The 22,378-nt window shown below is 36.8% G+C and carries 18 protein-coding genes and 3 pseudogenes; 2 read left to right on the plus strand and 19 right to left on the minus strand.

Annotated features, from left to right (window positions below; all coding sequences use genetic code 11):
- Window positions 1–22 precede the first annotated feature (22 nt).
- From D081_RS01170 to tnpB, 6 genes and pseudogenes are all read right to left on the minus strand, one after another.
- Window positions 23–808 (minus strand): IS3 family transposase, encoded by a 786-nt coding sequence (locus tag D081_RS01170; protein ID WP_085022304.1) that lies wholly within the window; start codon window positions 806–808, stop codon window positions 23–25.
- A gap of 49 nt (window positions 809–857) precedes the next feature.
- On the minus strand, window positions 858–1,139 hold the full coding sequence (locus D081_RS01175) for a transposase (RefSeq protein ID WP_085022305.1): 282 nt from the start codon (window positions 1,137–1,139) through the stop codon (window positions 858–860).
- A gap of 395 nt (window positions 1,140–1,534) precedes the next feature.
- Window positions 1,535–2,626 (minus strand): annotated as a pseudogene (locus tag D081_RS01180) (IS3 family transposase); the annotation flags it as partial.
- A 146-nt stretch (window positions 2,627–2,772) separates the two neighbouring features.
- Window positions 2,773–3,621, minus strand: a pseudogene (locus D081_RS12875) (ATP-binding protein).
- A gap of 178 nt (window positions 3,622–3,799) precedes the next feature.
- A pseudogene (locus D081_RS13075) lies at window positions 3,800–5,298 on the minus strand (IS66 family transposase).
- Between the two features lie 152 nt (window positions 5,299–5,450).
- Window positions 5,451–5,831: an IS66 family insertion sequence element accessory protein TnpB gene (tnpB, locus tag D081_RS01205; protein ID WP_085022311.1), complete on the minus strand. Its 381-nt coding sequence runs from the start codon at window positions 5,829–5,831 to the stop codon at window positions 5,451–5,453.
- 133 nt (window positions 5,832–5,964) lie between these two features.
- Here tnpB and istA point away from each other — a divergent pair, with 133 nt between their 5' ends.
- A complete protein-coding gene (gene istA / locus D081_RS01210) occupies window positions 5,965–7,500 on the plus strand; it encodes an IS21 family transposase (protein ID WP_085022312.1) in 1,536 nt (511 codons plus the stop codon).
- A 5-nt stretch (window positions 7,501–7,505) separates the two neighbouring features.
- A complete protein-coding gene (locus D081_RS01215; RefSeq protein ID WP_085022313.1) occupies window positions 7,506–7,700 on the plus strand; it encodes a hypothetical protein in 195 nt (64 codons plus the stop codon).
- 76 nt (window positions 7,701–7,776) lie between these two features.
- Here the strand turns inward: D081_RS01215 and D081_RS01220 are convergent, their stop codons facing one another.
- The 13 genes from D081_RS01220 to D081_RS01275 form a co-directional block, all read right to left on the minus strand.
- Entirely contained in the window at window positions 7,777–8,559 is a 783-nt protein-coding gene (locus D081_RS01220) for an NTP transferase domain-containing protein (protein ID WP_085022314.1), read from the minus strand.
- Window positions 8,556–9,170: a gamma-glutamyl-gamma-aminobutyrate hydrolase family protein gene (locus D081_RS01225; protein WP_085022315.1), complete on the minus strand. Its 615-nt coding sequence runs from the start codon at window positions 9,168–9,170 to the stop codon at window positions 8,556–8,558. The genes D081_RS01220 and D081_RS01225 overlap by 4 nt, the downstream gene beginning before the upstream one ends.
- A gap of 13 nt (window positions 9,171–9,183) precedes the next feature.
- Entirely contained in the window at window positions 9,184–11,976 is a 2,793-nt protein-coding gene (locus D081_RS01230; RefSeq protein ID WP_085022316.1) for a PEP-utilizing enzyme, read from the minus strand.
- Window positions 11,977–12,198: 222 nt separating this feature from the next.
- Window positions 12,199–13,128: a phosphorylcholine transferase LicD gene (locus D081_RS01235; protein ID WP_085022317.1), complete on the minus strand. Its 930-nt coding sequence runs from the start codon at window positions 13,126–13,128 to the stop codon at window positions 12,199–12,201.
- A gap of 4 nt (window positions 13,129–13,132) precedes the next feature.
- A complete protein-coding gene (locus tag D081_RS01240) occupies window positions 13,133–14,041 on the minus strand; it encodes a hypothetical protein (RefSeq protein WP_085022318.1) in 909 nt (302 codons plus the stop codon).
- Window positions 14,042–14,165: 124 nt separating this feature from the next.
- Window positions 14,166–15,413 (minus strand): glycosyltransferase, encoded by a 1,248-nt coding sequence (locus D081_RS01245; protein ID WP_085022319.1) that lies wholly within the window; start codon window positions 15,411–15,413, stop codon window positions 14,166–14,168.
- 897 nt (window positions 15,414–16,310) lie between these two features.
- Complete coding sequence (locus tag D081_RS01250) at window positions 16,311–16,967, minus strand: RraA family protein (protein ID WP_198941930.1); 657 nt, start codon at window positions 16,965–16,967, stop codon at window positions 16,311–16,313.
- Window position 16,968: 1 nt separating this feature from the next.
- The gene (locus tag D081_RS01255) at window positions 16,969–18,150 is read right to left on the minus strand and encodes an ATP-grasp domain-containing protein (protein WP_085022321.1); all 1,182 of its coding nucleotides are present in this window, start codon (window positions 18,148–18,150) and stop codon (window positions 16,969–16,971) included.
- 39 nt (window positions 18,151–18,189) lie between these two features.
- Window positions 18,190–19,224 (minus strand): UDP-2,4-diacetamido-2,4,6-trideoxy-beta-L-altropyranose hydrolase, encoded by a 1,035-nt coding sequence (pseG, locus tag D081_RS01260; protein WP_085022322.1) that lies wholly within the window; start codon window positions 19,222–19,224, stop codon window positions 18,190–18,192.
- Window positions 19,225–19,264: 40 nt separating this feature from the next.
- Entirely contained in the window at window positions 19,265–20,293 is a 1,029-nt protein-coding gene (gene pseI, locus D081_RS01265) for a pseudaminic acid synthase (protein WP_085022323.1), read from the minus strand.
- Window positions 20,294–20,368: 75 nt separating this feature from the next.
- Window positions 20,369–21,103: an IS3 family transposase gene (locus tag D081_RS13080; protein ID WP_369823975.1), complete on the minus strand. Its 735-nt coding sequence runs from the start codon at window positions 21,101–21,103 to the stop codon at window positions 20,369–20,371.
- Window positions 21,104–21,229: 126 nt separating this feature from the next.
- A complete protein-coding gene (locus tag D081_RS13085; RefSeq protein ID WP_369823976.1) occupies window positions 21,230–21,508 on the minus strand; it encodes a transposase in 279 nt (92 codons plus the stop codon).
- A gap of 84 nt (window positions 21,509–21,592) precedes the next feature.
- Window positions 21,593–22,372 carry an amidohydrolase family protein gene (locus tag D081_RS01275; RefSeq protein WP_085022324.1) on the minus strand — a complete coding sequence of 260 codons (780 nt, stop codon included), beginning with the start codon at window positions 22,370–22,372 and terminating at the stop codon, window positions 21,593–21,595.
- Between the last annotated feature and the right edge of the window lie 6 nt (window positions 22,373–22,378).

A 22,378-nucleotide genomic window follows, 5' to 3' on the forward strand; every position in this document is an offset into this window, starting at 1 on the left:
AACCAAGGTTGTGCCTTTAGCTTTAATTACTCTTTTCTATTTTATTGATATACTCTATTGCTTTAACAATTATATGTGTAAACACATCATCAAAGATGCTATCATAAGCTTCTTTTGAATCTTTGTAAACATGCCTATAGATTTTCTCTTTTTTAATTAAAGAATGAAATGACTCTATACAGGCATTATCATATGGACATCCTTTACGGCTGTATGAATGACGTATTTTTTTACCAGCCAGAAATCTTTCAAAGATGTCGCTGGTGTATTGTGTCCCCAAATCACTCTGAAGAACACTCCCTTCAGGATTAGAGACATTTAAGCAAGCGTTCTTCACAGCCTTAATTGCAAGCTCAGCAGACATACTTATGTCATAAGCCCAGCCAATGATTTTTCGGCTGTATAAATCCATCACAGATGCCAGGTATGTCCATCCATCTTTCTGAGTGTGAATGTAGGTGATATCTGTGCACCATTTTTGATTGATTCCAGAGGCTGTAAAGTCCTGATTCAATATATTATCTTTTTCAGTAACTCGTTTGTTACTGGAATAGTGGCGATATTTTTTGATCACAATTGAATGAATGCCAAGCTCAGCCATTCGTCTTTGTACTCTTTTTAGGCTAATATTCCAACCTTGATTGAGCAGTTCGTGATGGATTTTGGGAGCTCCATAGCGTCTCTTAGTGGCAAAGTAAATCGCCAAAATATCTGCATCAAGCTTTTGATTTTCAATAGTTCGAGCAGATTCTACCTTATTAGCAACCTTGTAGTAAGTACTCCTGTTAATTCCGAGTACTTTACACATGAGCTTAATAGGGTATATAGTTTGATGTTTTGTTATAAAGGCAACGATTTCAGTTATTGTTTTCTGGCGAATATGGCTGTAGCTTTTTTAATATTTCATTTTCCATCTCAAGTTCACGCATCTTCTTCTGAAGAGCATTATATTCTTTCAAAGAAATGGTTTTATTTTCATCAACCTTGATGGTTGCTGCGTATAGCTTCTTCCATTTATAGATGGTTTGCTCGACTAAACCATATTCATCTGCGAGCTCTTTAACCGGTTTGCCAGATAGGTACAAATCGATAATCTGTCGTTTGAATTCTTCAGAGTATCGGTTGCCATTGTGGGCCATGTGAAACACATCCTTTCTTAATCAAGATTTTAATGTGTCGCACTTTTTGTGTCCACTAAATCATACTAACATCAATTTTTCTAAATAATGATATAATATAAATGTAAATCAGCAATTGGCTATATTAGTGAGATATATTATTTTTGTTTCGTTCTCGTGAGCATACTAGTCAAATTGGCGGTAAATCTTTCATTTACTTTTAGTATTGACATTGTATTAACGGGAGGGGTCTATATGATCTTAAGTTCTTTAATTGTGGGTTGCAGTGCTTTGTGGGGTGGCTCATTATTGAACAATGAAACAAAGTATCATAACTAATATTTCCATAGACAAGGCACAGGGGTATAAATGCTAATCTAAATGTGAGCCACTGAGGGTGCGGACATTTTCTTGGACTAAACAATTAATCCAAGGCTACGTCTATACTCCATCGGGCTCATGGCTCCGAGTGACATTTTTATTCTACTTGTTGAATACCATCTGATATAGGTATCTAATATTTCTATAAATTCATCAATAGATATATTCGTCCATAAATGATTATAAAACATTTCGTTTTTTAGTCGCCCAAAAAATGCTTCACATGCAGCATTATCAGGAGAGCATCCTTTTTTTGACATCGAACGTTTTAGGCCTGCCTTTTCCATTCGATTAACCCAGCCTGGCCATCTATAATGCGCTCCGCGATCAGAATGAATTATTGGATGAGCACCTTCTGGTAGATTTTTAATAGCAGTATCTAACATGGTATTAACTAATTCAGCATTTGGAGTTGTACCTATAGTCCAAGCTACAGGAAGCCCATCAAAGCAATCTATTATAGGAGATAGGTATACTTTGCCGGATGGTATTTGGAACTCAGTTATGTCTGTAAGCCATTTTTGATTAGGGCTGACTGCTTTAAAATCACGATTTATTAGATTAGGCACAGCATCAGATATCTCTCCCATATATGAAGAATATTTACGAATTCTTACCTTCTTAATAATCAGCTTTTCTTCTTTCATGATACGCCTGATAACCTTTTCGGACAAAGTAATTGATTTACGCTTTAACATAGCGTGAATCCTTCTATAACCGTATGTATCGCCCGATTCAGTAAAAACAGTTACGATTTCTTTTCTGAGATCTTTATATTTGTCAGGTTGATTTATTATATTGTGCTGGTAGAAATAACTGCTTTTTGATATTTCAAAAAGATTTAGTAATTCTTTTAGGCAATATTTTTCTCGCAGGGCATCAATGATTATTGCCTTTTCGTAGTTTGGTAACTTTTGTAGATTGATGCCCTTTGCTTTTTTTATTAATTCAGTAGCTTTTTCTAATGCGTCTTTTTCTAATTGAAGCCTATGAACTTGTTTTTGTAATAAAACGGTTTGTTGTTTTAAATCTGCTATTTCTGATATTAGTTTTGCTTCACTGTCATTTTCATCAATCATTTTAAAGCCCTCTCCATGTGGAATTAATTGTCTTTTCCATTTGTAAAGAGAGGTTCTATTAGCGTCGGCGTAATTTAACCACCTACGGGTCGGTCAGCATAGCCATTTCAGAGTCAGTCTAAAATGACCAATTCAACAGTCAGCTTTGTTGACCAATAACCCAGCTATGGCTGTTAGTTAGCCTTATCTAAACACTATTTATCTTCATTGTTCAGATTGTCAACCTGAACATTTACTACTTTGAGTTTCCGGCCCCGATAACTTTTTCCCTTAAGGTTAAAAACTATGGCATTATCAAATATACGGTCCAGTGAGCAGAGAAGAGCATCTTCCTCCTCAAAGCACTCCTTCCACTGGGATGGCTGCTTATTACTTGTAAATACCGTATTGAACATGCCCTCTTTATTATACCGTCTGTCAATTACATCAAAGAATAGCATTGTATTTTCCTTGTCGAATCTACAATGGCCAATCTCATCTATAATTAGACATTGGTATCTAACAAGGGTATTAACACAGCTGGCTGTTGAACCGGATTTTCTTGCTTTGTTGAATTTATCCCTCAGCTCAGTTGCCTTAATAAAATAGACTTTTATTCTGCGCTGCGCACATTAATAACCGTATGCCTGGGCAAGGTGAGTCTTACCAATACCAGGCGGGCCTACAAATGTAATATTGGAGCCAGAGTACAGTGTTGCCAAACTACTTATACCTTTTATACGCTCCACATCCTGTCCCCTTATACGTGTAAAGTCGAAGTTATCAAAGGTTTTCGGAGCACTTTTAGGCAATCTGCTTTTGTTTAATATATCCTTAACCATGGCTGCATCTTTTTTAGTCGAAAGATACGTGAAAAGATGTGACAAGGCTTCCATTGTTTCTGCTGTATAGTTTCCATCCACGGCAATCTTTGCAAGCTCAGCTCCGCAGAGATCAATCTTGAGGTTTACACAACAGTCATTAATATTTTCAAACATATCAGTCATTCCACATATCCTCCGTATCACCGAAATTGAATTTATCGAATGTTGCAGAGCTTTCATGAGGAAGCTGACGTATAGCGGTTTTTACTTTTGCCGTAGGAAATTCTTCAGGCTGCTCAATATTTTCATACTGTCCAATACAAAATGAATCCTTACGGCTCCATGGTAAGCGTCAAAATATCCTATGCCTAAACAAGCCCAAATAAAAACGCAGCCGGTCGGCTGCGTAATGACTTCATCATTCAGTTGGTAAGGATACATTCCATGGGAGATACTTTTCCAAAACTGAATCGTCCTTTAAGGATTCTTCCTGGGACATGTTTGTAAAGATGTATTCCAGATATTCTTTGGTATCAACTTTGTTGGCTATGCATGTCTCTATTAAACTGTATGCTGCGGCACTGGCCTCGGCACCGGCAGGTGAGCCGGAAAATACCCAGTTTTTTCGACCGATGGTGAATGGACGGATGCTTCTTTCAGCAAGGTTATTGGAAATGCTGCAATCGCCGTCACGCAGATAGTTCATCAATTCATTGCGGTGAGATAAGCAGTAATTTATGGCCTTGGAAAGCTTGGATGACTGTGGAACATGACCCTGTTCTTTTTCAAGGTACTCAAATAAAGCCAGAAGAATAGGCTTGGCCTCTTTTTCCCGCTGTTTTTGCCGTTCCTCAGCTGAAAGCTCCTGACAATCCTGTTCAATTTTAAATAAGCGGCCCATTTCCTTAATGACACGTCCTGGTATGGTCTCCTCTGGATGCTCAATATTTTCTGGCAGGGCCTCAACAAATTTACGCCTTGCGTGGGCCATACAGCAGCAATGGATTACATCATCCACAGGTTTGTATCCTGCATAGGCATCCGTATGAAGATAACCATGGAATCCGTCAAGGAATTTACTGGCACATGCGCCGGCTCTGGAAGGCTGGTATTCAAAGACCCGTATGTGGTGCTTGGCATATTGGCCAGTGGAGTACAGCCACATATAGGATTTGCTCTTGTTCTTGCGTCCCTTCTCCTTAAGCACCTGAACCGGTGTTTCATCCGCATGAAGGATATTTTCCCTAAGAAGCTTTTTTTCATAAGCCCAATAAGTGGCTTGAGATAATCCCTGTATGCGTACTGAATCCAGTTAGCCATGGTCTGCTTGCTGAGATTAAGTCCCATAATCTGCCACAGTTTTTCCTGCCGCTGCAGTGGCAATGCAAACTGGAATTTGTTAAGCATGGTGGCAGTCATTACGGATGGGGTAACCGGCGAATTGGGAACCAGTGGCTTAGGTGTCGGTGCCTTTACAAATTCCACATGTTCGTCATTTTCACATGCTTTGCATTTGTAGACCGTCTGGTATATCTCATCGACAATAATCTTTGCCGGGATAATGCGTACTTCATCGCGGACATGCTCTTTTCCAACAGGAACCAGTTCATCGCTACCGCAAGCTGGGCAATGGCGGTCCTTTTCTGGAATATCCACGACAACAACGTTGCGCTCTGCCTTGGAAAGATCCAGCTTCTTCTGGGTGCACTGCTTCTTGCGCTTATGTGCCTTAACAGTTGTAGCTTCCTCGGATGGCTCTGGAGCAGCTTCCTGCTCAGCTTCGTCAAAAAGGGACAACTGGTCAGGATTTGGCAATACTATCTTGGTGCGTTCAGATTTGGACGAGAAAAGGAGCTTGCGCATAGAGGCAAGTTGTTCCTTCATTAGGTCCATTTCCTGCTTATGACGCAGCTCCATCTCAGCAATTTTTTGTTCATATTCAGCTTTGAGTTTTTCCAATAAACTATTATCTGACACACCAATTTCTCCCCCATTTAGTATACCTTTATTGTACCACAAAACCCTTGTAAATGCAGCATTTACAAGGGTTTTGGACGAAGTATACAGTATTAAATTATGGACTTTGTTTGGGACATTTTTATGGATTTAGGTTGGCAGATTTCCAACCCTTCCATCAGCCAACGAAGCTGCTGTTCAGAAATGCTTATAACTTCATTTGGGGATTTTGGCCAACAAAATTTGCCGTTATCCAGACGTTTATACAGCAGGCTGAAGCCATCACCATCCCAGAAAAGAGCCTTTATGCGGTCTTTGCGCCGTCCGCAGAACATGAACACGTCCTTTGAAAAGGGATCCAGTTTAAAATTTTGCTGAACTATGGCAGCCAGACCATCAATAGATTTTCGCATATCCGTATGGCCGCAAGCAAGGAAAACGTGCTCGGCCGTAATATTCTTGACCAGCTGAATAATCTGGTCTCCGTGTCCCATCTGTCCGGCGGAAGGAAACTGCTATTCCGTTCTTAAGGAAACCAGCATTCCGGTGCTGGAAACCATTTTCAGATATTCCTAAAATTAAACCATGCACCCAATGGTGTAAATTTAATTTTGGGAGGTCACAAACATGACCAAATACCGCGAAATCCTTAGACTGTCCAGTCTAGGATTAAGCCAGCAAAACATCGCAACTAGTTGTGGTGTTTCTAAGAAAACTGTGAATCGTGTGCTAAAACGCGCCAATGAACTGAATATTCATTGGTCTCTAGGCCCTAACGACACAGATGCAGTATTAGCTTCCAGACTTTTTCCTCCATCGCATCGGGAAGTTCCTGCCAGGCCAATGCCAAATTTTGAGCTTATTCGTAAGGAATTAATGCACAACGGCGTAAGCAAGAAACTTCTTTGGATGGAATATGTGGAAGACTGCAAAAAGTGCAGTCAAAAGCCGTTAATGTACTCACAGTTCTGTTACCACATTCAGCAGGATGAACAAAAGCGCAGGGCTTCTATGCATATAAAACGTAATTCTGCGGAACAGATAGAAGTAGACTGGGCAGGAGACACAGCGACTTTTATCAATCCAGAAACTGGTAAACCAGTTAAAGCATATGTCTTTGTTGGAGTCCTTTCCTACAGTAAATATGCTTATGCAGAGGCATTTCTGGATATGAAACAAAAATCGTGGATTAATGCCCATGTTCACATGTATGAATTCTTTGGCGGTGTAAGCAAAATACTCATACCGGATAATTGTAAAACTGCAGTGGTGCGCTCTGGTAACTGGAATGAGCAATGTATTAATCGTTCTTATCAAGAAATGGCAGAGCACTACGGCACAGCAATAATACCTGCCAGGGTGATGGCACCAAAGGATAAACCAAATGCAGAAGGTGCTGTTGGCAATATATCCACATGGATTATCGCTGCACTACGTAAGGAGCAGTTTTTCTCCCTACATGAGCTAAATAAAGCTATCAGACAGAGATTAATACTTTTTAATCAGCGACCTTTCCAAAAAAGAGAAGGCAGCAGGGAAAGTATTTTTCTTGGGGAAGAAAAACCATATCTGGCACCATTACCTGCTACCCGTTTTGAACTGTGCGAATGGAAGCTCGCAACCGTCCAATTCAATTATCACATATCAATTGAAGGAATGCTATACTCTGTTCCTTATGAATACATTAAGAAAAAAGTGAGCGCCAGGGTAACAGACAGATTAATAGAGATATTCAGTAATCATGAGAGAATTGCCTCTCATATGAGGCTTTATGGCCCTGCAGGACAATACAGCACCGTCGCGGAACACATGCCCAAAAATCATCAGGAATATTTACAATGGAATGGTGAGTGCTTCCGCAGTTGGGCTTCAAGAATAGGTGTTAATACGCATATTGTAGTAAGTAAAATACTTTCTTCTAATAAGATAGAACAGCAAGGCTATCGCAGCTGTATGGGGCTTTTGCAGCTGGCAAATAAGCACTCAGCCGAATTACTGGAAGCTGCTTGCCAAAAAGCACTTACTTTTTCATCATCTCCGAGCTATAAAAATATAAAGAATATACTTGTCACCCGGAAAAATGAATTATTGCCTAATGAAAAGGCAGTAAAAGCATGTATACCACACGGCATTACACGTGGTGCAGACTATTATCGGAGGTGAGACGCATGAGTAACCAAAGCACTAAAGATAAGCTAATTGAAATGCGTCTTTCAGCCATGGCAGATGCATTTTGGAATCAGTTACAGGATCCTCGTTGCAAAGATATGGATTTTGCTGACCAATTCGCTATCTTAGTAGATATTGAATACAACACCAGAAAGAGCAACAGGCTTAGGCCTTATAAAAGGAGCTTCATTTGACCAGCCGACCGCCAGTATCATGGATATTAATTACACATCCGGGCGAAAGCTTAATAAGGAATTAATAAATGCTATATCATATTTTAATAACATCAATAATACTATTGTCTTTTACCCATTCTATTGCTTGCTCATAGTCCTCATTAGTATCAAATTCTATCCATCCATTATTGAAATGCAATGCCCTTACTTCCTGCCCAGATTGAATAATTGCATTAAGAAGATCGGTCATGTACGCCTTGCGTACAGTCTTACCTGACTGCTGCCAAGGCTTATTTTCATATTCCGTGTACGCGTCTTCCATCAACTTTTGAATAACGCTCAGACCATTTGTGGAAAATTTTAGCAATCCAATATATCTAGCACTAATTTTCTCAAATGGCGGATTTTCAAGACCGAGCTCGGTAATATTTCCATTTCCATCAATGACAAGACTTTCAGTATCAAAATCGGTTCTTCCATATCTTTTTAGCCAATATTCTTTCCAATTATCATCTACAGCACAACAAAAATCTCCACTTGATGTCATCATGCTCCTAAGCATGTCTGATTCAAAAAGAATATCAGAATAACTTACAATCACATCATCGTCAAATTCAGATTTTGCCGTCATCAAAGATTCAACCATATTAGTATTTGCATAATCATTATTTGTATAGTATTTGATACCAGCATAGTTTATCTTATCTGACGCAAATCCACGAACAATGACAATATCCGTTATTCCACACTTATGGTAAGTTTCTATTTGTCTTTCAATTATCGTCTTTCCCATAAATGAAAGCATCCCTTTGGGAATATTTTTGGTGTATCTTTTTAACCGCGTACCAGAACCAGCTGCCAATATAATAGCTTTCATATATTTTTTTCTCCTTCTACAATTTTTTTTAACAACTCTAAGTCACAATTACGAATATGAGTATATCTTTCTGGATGCCACATCGTTCCGACTATAGGTAATTTTTTATGTTTTATCTTTTCAATCACACCATCTTTTGACTTCATCAACACAGTCAACTCTGTCGTCATTAGTTCAATGCAAGCCTCATTGTGATAACTATTTACTTGGGATGACACCTCTTCGCCACTAATATCGTGCATTACAGCTACATGTCCAGAAACTCGTACAAGCTCGTTGCCAAAGTAATCAAAAATTGATTGCATACCACGGCAAAAACCGTACAAAGGAATTTCTCTCTTAACAGCAATGTCTATTAAAAGATTATCTGTTGCATCTCTTTCTGGAGCATTTCCACCATATTTTACCAAGCTATTACCACCTGTTAAAACTATGCCATCTGGTTTTATCTCTTCCACAAATTCCTTAACAATATCCGGTATATTGGGTACAGGTACTGGAATATAACCACATTCTCTTATATATTTTGCTATACGCTGGTCTGCACAATCTCTCCTCTCACCATATGATTCTATGATTTCTACTCTCTGTGTATAGATAATCTTTTTCATGCAGTAACTCCCATTATTCTTCTCTTATCAACTTCTCTTTTTTACAGTCAATGGTCAGTTTTTTCGCAGCAACAACATATTCGTAAATAGACTCACCACAACCGATTGCCGCTGGAACTTTAAATTCTGCACATCTTATCGCCATATGTGATGCCGCCCCACCATACTTTGTAACCAGCCCAACAATTCCTTTGGAAAAAATCCAGTCATACCCAGGATCTGCTTTCTCTATTACCACTATCTTTCCATCGACATATTTTTCATTTTCATCATCAAGGACAACTACTTCACCGGTAATACAATTTTCTGTTATATAATTTGGTCTCGACTTAATATGTTCAATATACGTGAAATCTTTTTCAGAACATATAACCGCCGGCAATATTAACTCAGAATTGCTTTTATACAATCCGCGTCTTTTATCAATTATAAGCGACCAAAACTCATGTAATCGCTCAACATCAGAATAATATTCTGCTGCATAAACCTCCGGCAACTCAAGATATGACAGATCAGATAAGGGAATATCTGCTATATTCCCCATACTCTTAATAAGTTCTATAGCAAAACTTAGACTTTTCGTAAAAATATATTTAAAATATTCCCGCTGTTCTGTAGCAATCTTAATGAAGCTTACGACCTCCTCTCCTGAAACACCAGTAAAACCTACTCTCTCCATTGCTTTGTCTATTGCAAGGCAAAACACGCCATCGAGTTCTTGTGGTGCCCGTTCTGATCGTTCATATGATTGCCACCTATCAGAAAACAGCTTATTCATTTGATCATATCGAGAGCTTCTTATATTGTATGTTCCAGCACGAAGATGACCATACTTCAAACGAAAATCGTCAATATTCATATGCCCACTGATTACTTCATGATAATCTTCATCATAATCCACAGCAATTGTCCTAATACCTGACATGAAATCATTGTATTGTTGACAATTTATATATCCTTCTACTACAAGGGACTTGCATATTGACTTTGCAATAAATGCACACCTAGCATGGCGTGCAAATTGAGGTGTCCCATATTTATTAATTGCTTCAAGCAAGGTTGAAACAGATTTTGCAACTAATCTAAAATCCCTGCTACCTTTTACAATATTTTGAATATCCAGTCTTATTCCTTCTAGACATTTTAAATCTACTAAATCGGCAGTTAAGGTATCATGATAAGTGCTGATAACTTTTAAAGTTAATATTTTTAGAGCGTTTTCAATCGTAAAAACTTCTTCAGGAGAAAAGCCATCCATCATCAATTGGGCCAACCTGCTGTTCAAAGAAAAATCAAAGCAGTTATGCGAAATCTCAAATTCAATCTTGTCATGTGCTGACAAATCTCTTTTGAGAACCTCAACGTAATATCTAGTAAGTTTAGTTGCCAATTCATCAGGAAGTGCCCCTGGAATTAATGCTTCAAATGACCTTTCCACGCTGATATATGGTTTATTGCCAAATTTATACATCAATTCTTTAGGAACAGCTCTATACCCCATAGAAACCAATCCAACATTCCATGATAATTTTGTTATTATTTCCCTATACAACGAAAAATCTAAATTCTTCGGATTATCACCAATAATCTCGGCAGGATTCCAAAAAGCCATATCTGAAAAACAGGTCAATCCTGTATTTTCTCGTTTTCTGTACTTTAATATAGCTTCGTTTTTTAGCACTTCTATACTATGGTCATTTTTTTGTCTATAGAATTTATAAGCAGCTGCCAATGGACGCACTTGAAAAATAACAACATCATCTGTTGTTATTGCAAACTCTATATCCAAAAATACACCTGGAAGAATATTCTCTATCTCCCACACAGCCTCCATGAGTTTTTTCCATCTTTCAGGAACATTTTCTCTCAATACAGTATACGAAATCCAAGCCGTCGCGCCACCTATTCCAGATGTCACTGTATCAGTGCTACCGCTATTATCATAATTTATTACATAGTACGGACGATTTTTCTGTATATCTCGAGTAAATATAACACCTGAAGCAACTACATTTTCAGTTTGTCGTTGTATTAAAACTTGCTCATCGTTTTCAATATCATCACCATAGGAAGATATTACCTCTGATATAGCATTTCTAAGTCCCTTTTTATCAGAAACAATGACATTTAATACTGATGTGAAGTGTCCAGCATTTGATTCCTCAAAAGCATCTTCACGTTTTGATGAACTCCGAACGACAATTTTTCCAGATACAAAAACTTTACATATTTCATCAAAAATTTTCTCCTCATTAGCAATAAACTCCCCAACCGTGCATACAAACATATCTTCAATGTGGGATTTAGTAAGTTTCTCTTTGAGTGATTGCAGCGTGTTTGCTTTCGTGGAAATCAAATTATTACTTTTGAACTTTACTTCTGTATCTTTCTTGTTTAATGTAGCCAAAATCATTTCAGGAGACAATTTATCATAATAATCAATTTTGACCACCTTACCACCTATAGATTCCACATATTTACGCGCTGCTATAACACCCCATTCATTCCCCGTAAACAAAGTAATAATAGCATCTGGATATTTTCTATGTAATTTGCGTAAATTATCTATTGGATCAAACGTTTCCTGTGGCCATACTTCATTTATATATTTTATACTCTCCAACACAGCCCTACGTTCATTTTCACTAGATACATGTGTACCAAACCAAGCATCAGAAGCTTCGTCACTAACTAGGCCAAAAATACTTAAATCAGAACCAACTGATGCTTTCTGCAAAGCACTAATATGCCCAAAGTGCATAAGGTCAACCATTCCGTAACTATATGATATATTCATTTTCACCATTTATCCCCCAAATATACTTTCATATGTACCAATATTTAATACTACGTGCTCATAAGTACGTGTTTATCAACTGGTGGTAGTCCCATGTAACCTCCATAAATTGTAATGAAAAAAGCCACAATTAGTAATGAGGTTATACGTTCTTTTGGTAATAGGAATACGATGTCTCACTCTTGAATTTAGTATTAATGCATTCATAATTTACAACTACCATATGTTTTTTCAGATAAATATTATCTTTAAAAAAAACTTTTTCATATACTCACGATATGGAATATCTGGTGCAAATTCCAATATTCCCCCGTGCCAAATACCGCGTTTCTCGACTGGTGGAAATACCATATAGTCCCCATACATATTTTTCAACATCGAATCATAATTAGCAGGAATAGGTATTTCCAGCATTTCAAAAGGGACCCATTTTATTGCCAGCAAATCGGCTTTATTACACCAGTATTTGCAAATGAAATCATAAGTATGGGTCATAAGTGCCAACCTATCCGTATCATGTGTGTATTTAGAAAGATTCCTATCAAATTTTTCTATTAGTTCTTCATATGACCATAGTACTCTTGCCATTTTCTTCAATAACCAATGAGCAATTATTTTTCGACCTTTACTGTGATAAGGTTCCCAATAATAATGAGATGCAAATCTCTGCAACCATTTTCTTTTTTTCAACTGCCTATGAAGCTTCTTTTCATCTTCTATATAACCATCCAACACAAATATATCAATATAAATGCCATTGTTATATTCTGGCGACTCGTTTCCGATAATTAAGCCTGTGCTCTCACTGTTGCGCAATCTTGCATAGCCAAAGAAAAATTCTCTATCTGAAAGTGCTGTTTGTAGAAAATATGGCTCCTGAAATTCATCAGCCACGTGCAATAGTTTTTTATAATTTTCCCTGTCCATACATATATCCATATCATCATCCCAAGGAATAAAACCTTTGTGGCGAATGGCCCCCAAAAGCGTTCCCGCAAAAGCAAAGAACTTAATATTATGCCTTTTGCACACTTGCAAAAGTTCATGCAACAAATCCAGCTCTACCGCCCATACTTTTTTCAGCTTAGTAGACACTAGATACTCATCGCGAATTTCCTCCTTGTAGAATTCCTTAGGAATCATTAGCTTTAATTTTGGCAAAACACTACCTCCCAAGCAATTTTTTTATAATTTCCTTTATAATCCTCCAACCTACATGTACAAAATTGCAGAACAACCGCAAATAACTTAATTGCTTAATGCGAAAATCAACCACTTCCACTTGGTCTGTAACATTATAGGTGTGCATGCCTATGCAATTTTCTACATATGTATGCTCCTTATAACTAATTTCACCTACCATCACCTCTTGGTATGGTTCCATATTAAGCACTTCCAAAAAAATAAGCCTTTTACCGTAATCCTCAAAACCATCTTGTGCTACTCTATAGGTTTTTCCATTCTTCATAAAAAACTTACCACCTGGACGACAAATCATCGGATCATCGGTGATAAATTCTTCTGTTTTCTTATCAATTATGCCATCTTTCTTAAACCTATACCGAAAAAGATTGCCCCTCATGGGGCCTGTGACTTCATGAGTAAAACAATATTCTGGCCTTCCGTCTTCATGAAAGAAGAAAGTGGAGTCCGCATATTTTTTTCCTTCCAATAGTACTGACTTTTTCTCCCATTTGTCTGGGAACCTTACACAATCATAACGATGAATATCATTGATGGAACAAGATTCCGGACAGATGTGAATCCCACTTTTATCCTGCCATATAAATGGATAGGATAAGTGATAGGACTCCTCAATTGCATTTTTCCACTTGATACTTAGTCCATCTTCTAATACACAATACTTGATTTTTCCGCGCCCGCTAAAGGCATTATATGCTTCAGCAAAAATAAAAATTTTGCTATCAAACTCTATAACAAATGGGTCAGCACACCATTCTCCACATGGATTAGGTATAATTACAAACTCATCCTCACCATTATATCGGTAACCGACTTTATAACTGATAATTGCTCCATGATAAGCATTTTTTAATATATTAATCAATTTCACTTCAGCCGCTCCTCATTCCATTTCCGTAAACTTCACGAATATGAATAAACTTCATAAAAGAATTTTTCTCTCAGGATGCCCCCAAAATTGTATATACCACAAATTAAACCTTTGTCGTACAAAACTACCCCTCAGAAATTTCCCGTATTCGGTCCGCACAAATTTCTATTTCTTCACCAGTTACTTTTATCAATCCTTCAACAATTGAACGAACAAAATTTTCATTGCTATAACGATTCTCCACCAATTTAACCAGTCGGTCTGATTCTTTCATACACCAATCAACGTCTTTGTTTGCATACTCTCGTACAACACTCTCTATTGTAGAAAGTTCACAATCCGGCAACAAAATCGCTACATCTTCACCAAAACCACAAACGCGACTAAGAATAGGGATAAGGCCCGCAGACATAGCCGTTAGAGCTGACCCCATCTGCCCTTCCGAACAGGAAGGAACTATCACATACTGACAGCTTTCCAATATTTCTTTGAACTCATCCCCCATAATATTCACAAAGCCAATGGCGTGAATATTAGGAGTCTCGTACAACTCCTTGTAATATGTCTTGCAAAACAACTTTTCCGATTTGAAGGACGAACAAATGAACAACTCACAAGGAAATCCAGGTTGAGCAAATACTTCTAGTAATAAATCCAACCCTTTGTGAATCTGATCACCACTGGCAAAGTACAAAAATTTATTGGCAGACCGTTTATTATTATTAATAGCATAAGGAAATTTATAACCAGAGTTTGCAATAAAATTTACTGGCGGCATATTAAATGACGCGGTATAAGTAGCCCAATTATATTCATTACCAAACATAAAAACACCATCAAAGTCAGTAATATAATCAGGGATTGGTCGAAACTCTCTGTGATCCATAAATCTCACACCACGACGCTTAAATACAGCCTCCCTACGTGCTTTACTTTGTTCCTCTGCCCATGCAGGGTAAGAACCAGTCACATAAAAAATCCTTTTGCACCCCTGATTCATAAACCCATTATACACCTTGGAACCATACCATCCTGGAGCCATATCAATCACTAAGTCGTAATTATGTTTAAGGGTTGGTGTACTCCTATTATAATCAATGACATCCACATTATAGCCAAACTCACCCAAAACCTTTGTTATAGCCACTGCTTGCCATTGATTTTGATGTCTATAATGTACTTTCTGAGAAAAGAAAGGCTTTGTTATATAACAAAGCAATGCATCTTTTCCATAACTGGTTTTATTTACATTTCGGCAAATATCATAACCCCGTAAGTGGTCAAAAAAATTGTGTATGTCTTGCATAGAAACTCCCATACATTCTAAACACTTATTAACATAAAATTTTATTACCTGCGCTATTTCAATCATCCTCTTACCCTCTAGTATATTTATTCCAATTAACCAAAGTACCATTTTTAATTTAACTAGTCAAATGTTTTCTAGAAACATATCACAATACTTCATCACTAGGCCTAAGTTAGATATTTTTACATAGAATATTATTATCAGTAATTACATCACAACCTTAATTATTTCCGCTCCAAGAAAAAGGAACTACCCACACCACCATAAGCATTGTATAATGTAGAGTTCTTTTTCAAGTATGTTTCCTCCCAAAACAATACTTGCCACATCTTCAACAAAATCAGTGGTGTGGGCAAACAAAACTATATTACAGTAAAAAAAGATTTATCCATTACCTAATCTTTACACTTACAATTGCACAAACATCTTATAAATACGGTGTGGTAGTTTTGGGAAAAATAATGTTGCCACTTCAAAGCCCTTTCCACTTGCTTCGGTACAACATGGCTCACCAATGTAAGCCAATTCGACTGAGCCCATCGTCAAATAATCGTATTCTCATCAATAAGCGATTTTTTCTACAGTCATTTTCCACAATACAACTTATGTACACACTATTAGTCATATCTAACCATTATTTACCCTTGAGGACATTACACTTTTATATAATCTTTTCTACTGTAGTTTTCTTATCAAAATATCCAATGTAGGCCATATTATTTCTACTAAGTCCCATCTCCCCAAACTCATACTTGGCAAGATTGAAAAAGTCCCAGTATTTCAAGACGATTTGACGCACCAATTTCAAGTCCTCCGGTCACCATAATACAATAATATGCTAACTTCTGAAAAGCATTAGTTTTCCTTCGTCCCATCAAGGCCAACACTTTCAATAATTATCAAAAAATGACTCGTAAATTGTGATTACCAGTAACTTACCCACTTCATTTTCTCCTCTAATTAATCATTATTTTTTAAATAATCTTTTAAACAAATAGTTTTAAATGTAGTCCATTTAAGACGATCGATGCAATCATACCAAATATCTTCCTGTTCCTCTATAGCATGTAACTTCTTTAAGAAGCTCTCATTTATTTGTTCTTTAGGTATAACAACCACACCAGAGTCATCGCATACAGCAATTGCACCTTGATAAAAATCACGACGTTTTTTTATTTCTTGTTCAAACTTGCTTGCATTAACTGGGGTGTTAAAGCAACCAACAGGAGAAACACCAGTACACCAAATTGGATAATTCTCTTTAATAAGATAATGTGCATCTCGCATTTTACCAGTACATACAATGGCCTTATTCCCTAAATATAAGAGAATATATTTTGATACAATATCCCCTATAACTGCCCTTCCATGCACATCCATGGCATCAATCAATACTACTTTATCTTCGCAAGGATCCTGTGCCAGTAACTCATGTACTGACCAATTAGAATCCTCGATAGCATACAGATACTGTATTTCGCCCACTGCAAAGTGTTTTGCATTGATAGGAAGAACATTTTCCAATACTCCTGATTTACCAAGACAATCAGCTACTTCTGTGGTGGATACACGATTTTTCCTTATGTAGTCAATAATTTGTTCCTTAATTTCCATCATACTACTCCTTATAAATTACTTTTAATATTTTTTCTACCTTGTTCATAACTTCATGCAATTCCTCTGCTGACTTTGCCCACGCAATGTAAAAGCCATGACGGTTAGTATCATTAAGTACCGGCTGCACCTTGTCCCCTACTCCGTAATGAAGCTCAAAATGTAATATGCTTTCCATCGCCAGAATATCATCAATGCCTTCTATGCGTCCTATTATTCTTTCTTCTAACTCTAGGAATTTTAACACAGAATAATTGTGTTCTTGTTTTTTTATTATTACCTCCTCATCTAATAATTCTCTTAAATATATTTCCTCTACATCCCAACCAGAAATTGCTGGCACTACATGCGAGGCAATCATTGAACCACCACCTCTTGCAGCAAACTCAACGAGAATAAATCCTTTCTTGGATTTAATATATTCAGAATGTGTGATACCAAAAGGTAGTCCTGTCAATTCTATCAAATGATTATGAGAAGAAATCAACTCGTCATACTCTGGACTCCAGGAATAATATAGCTCTTTACTAACACAGTTCAAATTTTCGTAATGTGTTTTTTGGGAAATGCCAAGAGTATAATGTTTGCCTTCAATAACTATTCCCTCGACAGTATACTCTTCATTCCCCAGATAATCTTCCACTATAACGCCGTTAATTCCACGGTTATACTGCTCACTATTTTCCAACCGAGGAAGCATATCCTCATTTTCTATGATTTTAACGCCTCTGCTTCCTTGTGAGTTCAATGGTTTTATTACAAAAGGATAACCATTATTTTCTGCAAATTCTTTTATGTCCTCATCAGAATAACACATTCTGTACTCTGGATATAAATACCCATTATTTTTTAAAAAATCACGCATCCGAGATTTATTCGTAAATAATTCTACAATCTCTAAAGGCGTTCCTTTTAACCCAAGTATTTCAGAAACGCGAGCTGCTGTCATCATTCCAAGGTCGCTTTGAACAGAAAAGACTGCACATGCATTTTCCTTTTTAGCAATATCCACAATGGAATCCACGTCTGAAGTACTTACATTATAAAACTTATCCGCTAATACACTGCCAGCACATTTATCATCTAAGTCAACTACTATTACATAGTATCCCCATGACTTTAATATTTCTACAGCATGACATTGACTTGCAGCTCCTCCAATTTCAATTATACATTTAGTATCCAAACTTTTTACCTCACACTTTCAAATGAAACAACATCTATACTACAAATAAAAAATTTCTTCTACAATTTTTTTGGCTCCGCATCCATCAATTTTCATTATTTGAGACATAGACTCTCTAAGTGCCCTATTCTCGTACTTTAGCAATAATTCAGATATTTTATTTTCTGCTTTTTCAACCCTAAAATCTCCAGCATAAAGCATAATACCATCCCTATCCATTTGTCTAGCACCCAATAACTGATTATCTGCAATGGTATATATGATGGTTGGCGTACCACAAGCACACAGTTCATATATTGTAGTACCAGCCGCTGAAATCGCAACATCTGCCTTTTTCATATAATATTCAATATTACTTACATTGCTTAAAATCTCTATATTCTCATAATCTTTGTACTCTTCTTGCAGTTTCCCATAAAATTTAGAATACTTCCCGCAAATTGCCGTAATTATTTTGCTTGAAGGTTCCTTAAGAACTGAAAGAATCCTAGGCACCACACCCAGCTCATCCGTACCACCTGATAGTATTAAAATATTTTGAATTTCTTTACTAGTTTCTTCTAATGGAAGATTGACAAAGCATTCCCGTAGAGGTGCATAAGATATTCCCAGTACAAAAGACGGAATTTGAGAAATTTGTTTGTTCTTAAAAGCTGTTTCATAGCGAGAATCCAAGTGCAAATTCTGATAATAATTTGCATAGCAGATAATTCGCTGAACATCATAACACACTTTTCCCATATCATCCAAATATGTAACTTCAGTAATTTGGGATAAATTTCTTAAATATACTTCCGTAACCTGATATGTATCCACCAACAAATGTTTTATTCCATATTTTTGAATATACTCTCTTAGCTGTGGTAATTCATTATCCAATTTGTTCCAATCACTGTTTAAAACTAGACATTGAAATCCATTCTTTTTTATAATTTCCTTGGCATTTTCATCTGCAGTAATAAAAATACTATCTAGCCCTTTTTTTCTGGCCGCTGCTGCAATAGATAAGCACCGCATAACATGCCCCGTTGCGATACTTTCGTTCATATCTACCCTAAAATATAATTTATTCATAATTGTCCCCGTGCTCTTACATAAAATGTTATGTCGCACATTATTCAAATAGTTCCCATTTTAAAGCAGTACCCCTTTCAATGTCCCGTGTTGCCCTTTTACCTAGCACCTGTTTATAATACTTTGGTTTTAACCCATAAGAAGGGCGTATCGACCTGATATTACTTTCAGTCAAAAGATCTCCTTCTTTAATATCCTCCACCACATAAAGTGACCTTCTGCCAGTCATTCCCATTCTTTCTTTTTCAGTAAGGTAAAAATCACCATGTCCCATTATGGTTTCTGTTTCCCGTATCTTCCTGACCATTGTAGCAAAATCCTTGATTTCCATGGAAAAATCACTATCAGGATTCTTGATAGATTTATCAAGGCATACATGTTTTTCAATAACCTGAGCCCCAAGAGCAGTCGCAATAACAGCAGCCTCATAACCTTCAGAATGATCTGAAAGACCGATTGGTACCTCATATAGTTCCTTCATCCTAGGAATCAAATTCAAATTCATATCCTCTAACACCGCAGGATATTCACTACAGCACTTAAGGAGAATAATTTCCTCATTTCCTTTTCTTTTGCAGGTCTCTACAGCCTCACCAATCTCTTCTTTACTTCCCATCCCACAGGAAATGATCATTGGCTTCTTCTTTTCTGCAATATATTCGATTAATGGTATGTCCACCAATTCGTAGGAAGCAACTTTATAGAATTCAATTCCTATACTTTCGAGAAAATCAACTGCTGTAAAATCAAAGGGGGTTGAAAGAAAATCTATCCCCTCAGCATCACAAACTTCTTTCAATCTCCCCTGCCATTCCCAAGGTGTATAAGCATCATTGTATAAATCATAAAAAGTGTAACCATCCCACAAACCACCATGAATTTTAAAATCGGGTTTATCACACTTTATCGTCAAGGTATCCGCTGTATATGTTTGAATCTTTACACAATCAGCCCCTGCATCTTTCGCTCGCTTGATAATTTCAATAGCATTTTCGATTTTTCCAGCATGGTTTGCACTCATCTCAGCAATTATATACACACCATTTTTCAAAATATCTTTATTATTCATTCTACCAAACCACGCCCTTCCAAAATATTAGTTTTTTGGTCTTATGTCAATAAAGTGGACACCGAAAGTGCGACTTTACGCCGCACATTCTGCATGAACTGCAGCTGGTGTCTTGTAGCCTAAGCTACTATGAGTCCGTTGGCGATTGTACCAAGACTCAATATATTCAAAGATGCTATCATAAGCTTCTTTTGAATCTTTGTAAACATGCCTGTAGATTTCCTCTTTTTTAATTAAAGAATGAAATGACTCTATACAGGCATTATCATATGGACATCCTTTACTACTGTATGAATGACGTATTTTTTTACCAGCCAGAAATCTTTCAAAGATGTCGCTGGTGTATTGTGTCCCCAAATCACTCTGAAGAACAATCCCTTCAGGATTAGAGACATTTAAGCAAGCATTTTTCACAGCCTTAATTGCAAGTTCAACAGACATATTTATGTCATAAGCCCAACCAATGATTTTTCGGCTGTATAAATCCATCACAGATGCCAGGTATGTCCATCCATCTTTCTGAGTGTGAATGTAGGTGATATCTGTGCACCATTTTTGATTGATTCCAGAGGCTGTAAAGTCCTGATTCAATATATTATCTTTTTCAGTAACTCGTTTGTTACTGGAATAGTGGCGATATTTTTTGATCACAATTGAATGAATGCCAAGCTCAGCCATTCGTCTTTGTACTCTTTTTAGGCTAATATTCCAACCTTTATTGAGCAGTTCGTGATGGATTTTGGGAGCTCCATAGCGTCTCTTAGTGGCAAAGTAAATCGCCAAAATATCTGCATCAAGTTTGATTTTCAATAGTTCGAGCAGAATCTACCTTATTAGCAACCTTGTAGTAAGTACCCCTGTTAATTCCGAGTACTTTACACATGAGCTTAATAGGGTATATAGTTTGATATTTTGTTATAAAGGCAACGATTTCAGTTATTGTTTTCTGGCGAATATGGCTGTAGCTTTTTTTAAGATTTCATTTTCCATCTCAAGTTCACGCATCTTCTTCTGAAGATCATTATATTCTTTCAAAGAAATAGTTTTATTTTCATCAACCTTAATGGTTGCTGCATATAGCTTCTTCCATTTATAGATGGTTTGCTCGACTAAGCCATATTCATCTGCGAGCTCTTTAACCGGTTTGCCAGATAGGTACAAATCGATAATCTGTCGTTTGAATTCTTTAGAGTATCGGTTGCCATTGTGGGCCATGTGAAACACATCCTTTCTTAATCAAGATTTTAATGTGTCGCACTTTTTGTGTCCACTAAATCATACTAACATCATTTACTAAATCTATTCCAAATATACCTTACGGTAAGTATTAACGCACAAATCGTCAATTACTATTTTGCCAAAATCTTTATTTGAAGTAAGTTCTTTAAGACGTTGATAAGCCTTTTCATTTGTAAAATCAGGATAATCAGACCCTAACATAGTTCTACTATGCATAAAACGAATCATCCATTGAATGTCCATATCTATTGAAGAACCTGCCATATAATTGATTGTCAAAGATAAATCATAAAAAATATTGGAGTATACCTTTGTACGCATCACATGATTTAATAACATCGCACCACCAGAGTGAGCAAGTATTATCTTACTATCCGGTAGTTTTTCGGCCAATCCACAGGCAAGTGTTATATTTAGTTCTTCTTCTACATCATTTCCGTACACGAAATCATCCACAACCACTACCCGCGGATTATATCGTTTAACCTCTTCAAAGTACCACTCTAACTGTGAGAAATTTATCCGAAATAAGCGTGAATGAATTTTGATCCCACACTTCAACTTATAATTCTTTGCGAATTCATTCGCTTCTTTGATAAAAAAATCATTTTTATTTAATCCAAATACAATAAACAGGTTATCAAATATTTCTGGATCAATTTCATATGATTTCCTAAAAAAATTGTACTCATCACTTGTGTTTAGAATTAATGTCCCAAACGAAATACTATTACCAAGATACTTTTTTAAATCCTCTAACGGATTAGCAGCCTTTGCATTAAAATGCAAATGGGAATCACACAAAAAAGGGTATATGTTATGTGAATTAGTATTATTCATTATTTT

It is taken from the genome of Anaerovibrio sp. JC8, from assembly GCF_002100115.1.
In the GTDB taxonomy this organism is placed as follows: domain Bacteria; phylum Bacillota; class Negativicutes; order Selenomonadales; family Selenomonadaceae; genus Anaerovibrio.

Excerpts from the sequence above, each read along its gene's own strand:
- D081_RS01170 (WP_085022304.1), bottom strand. The coding sequence starts at position 808 with ATGTGTAAAGTACTCGGAATTAACAGGAGTACTTACTACAAGGTTGCT.
- D081_RS01175 (WP_085022305.1), bottom strand. The coding sequence starts at position 1,139 with ATGGCCCACAATGGCAACCGATACTCTGAAGAATTCAAACGACAGATT.
- tnpB (WP_085022311.1), bottom strand. The coding sequence starts at position 5,831 with ATGGGACACGGAGACCAGATTATTCAGCTGGTCAAGAATATTACGGCC.
- istA (WP_085022312.1), top strand. The coding sequence starts at position 5,965 with ATGACCAAATACCGCGAAATCCTTAGACTGTCCAGTCTAGGATTAAGC.
- D081_RS01215 (WP_085022313.1), top strand. The coding sequence starts at position 7,506 with ATGAGTAACCAAAGCACTAAAGATAAGCTAATTGAAATGCGTCTTTCA.
- D081_RS01220 (WP_085022314.1), bottom strand. The coding sequence starts at position 8,559 with ATGAAAGCTATTATATTGGCAGCTGGTTCTGGTACGCGGTTAAAAAGA.
- D081_RS01225 (WP_085022315.1), bottom strand. The coding sequence starts at position 9,170 with ATGAAAAAGATTATCTATACACAGAGAGTAGAAATCATAGAATCATAT.
- D081_RS01230 (WP_085022316.1), bottom strand. The coding sequence starts at position 11,976 with ATGGTGAAAATGAATATATCATATAGTTACGGAATGGTTGACCTTATG.
- D081_RS01245 (WP_085022319.1), bottom strand. The coding sequence starts at position 15,413 with ATGATTGAAATAGCGCAGGTAATAAAATTTTATGTTAATAAGTGTTTA.
- D081_RS01250 (WP_198941930.1), bottom strand. The coding sequence starts at position 16,967 with ATGATGGAAATTAAGGAACAAATTATTGACTACATAAGGAAAAATCGT.
- pseG (WP_085022322.1), bottom strand. The coding sequence starts at position 19,224 with ATGAATAAATTATATTTTAGGGTAGATATGAACGAAAGTATCGCAACG.
- pseI (WP_085022323.1), bottom strand. The coding sequence starts at position 20,293 with ATGAATAATAAAGATATTTTGAAAAATGGTGTGTATATAATTGCTGAG.
- D081_RS13085 (WP_369823976.1), bottom strand. The coding sequence starts at position 21,508 with ATGGCCCACAATGGCAACCGATACTCTAAAGAATTCAAACGACAGATT.
- D081_RS01275 (WP_085022324.1), bottom strand. The coding sequence starts at position 22,372 with ATGAATAATACTAATTCACATAACATATACCCTTTTTTGTGTGATTCC.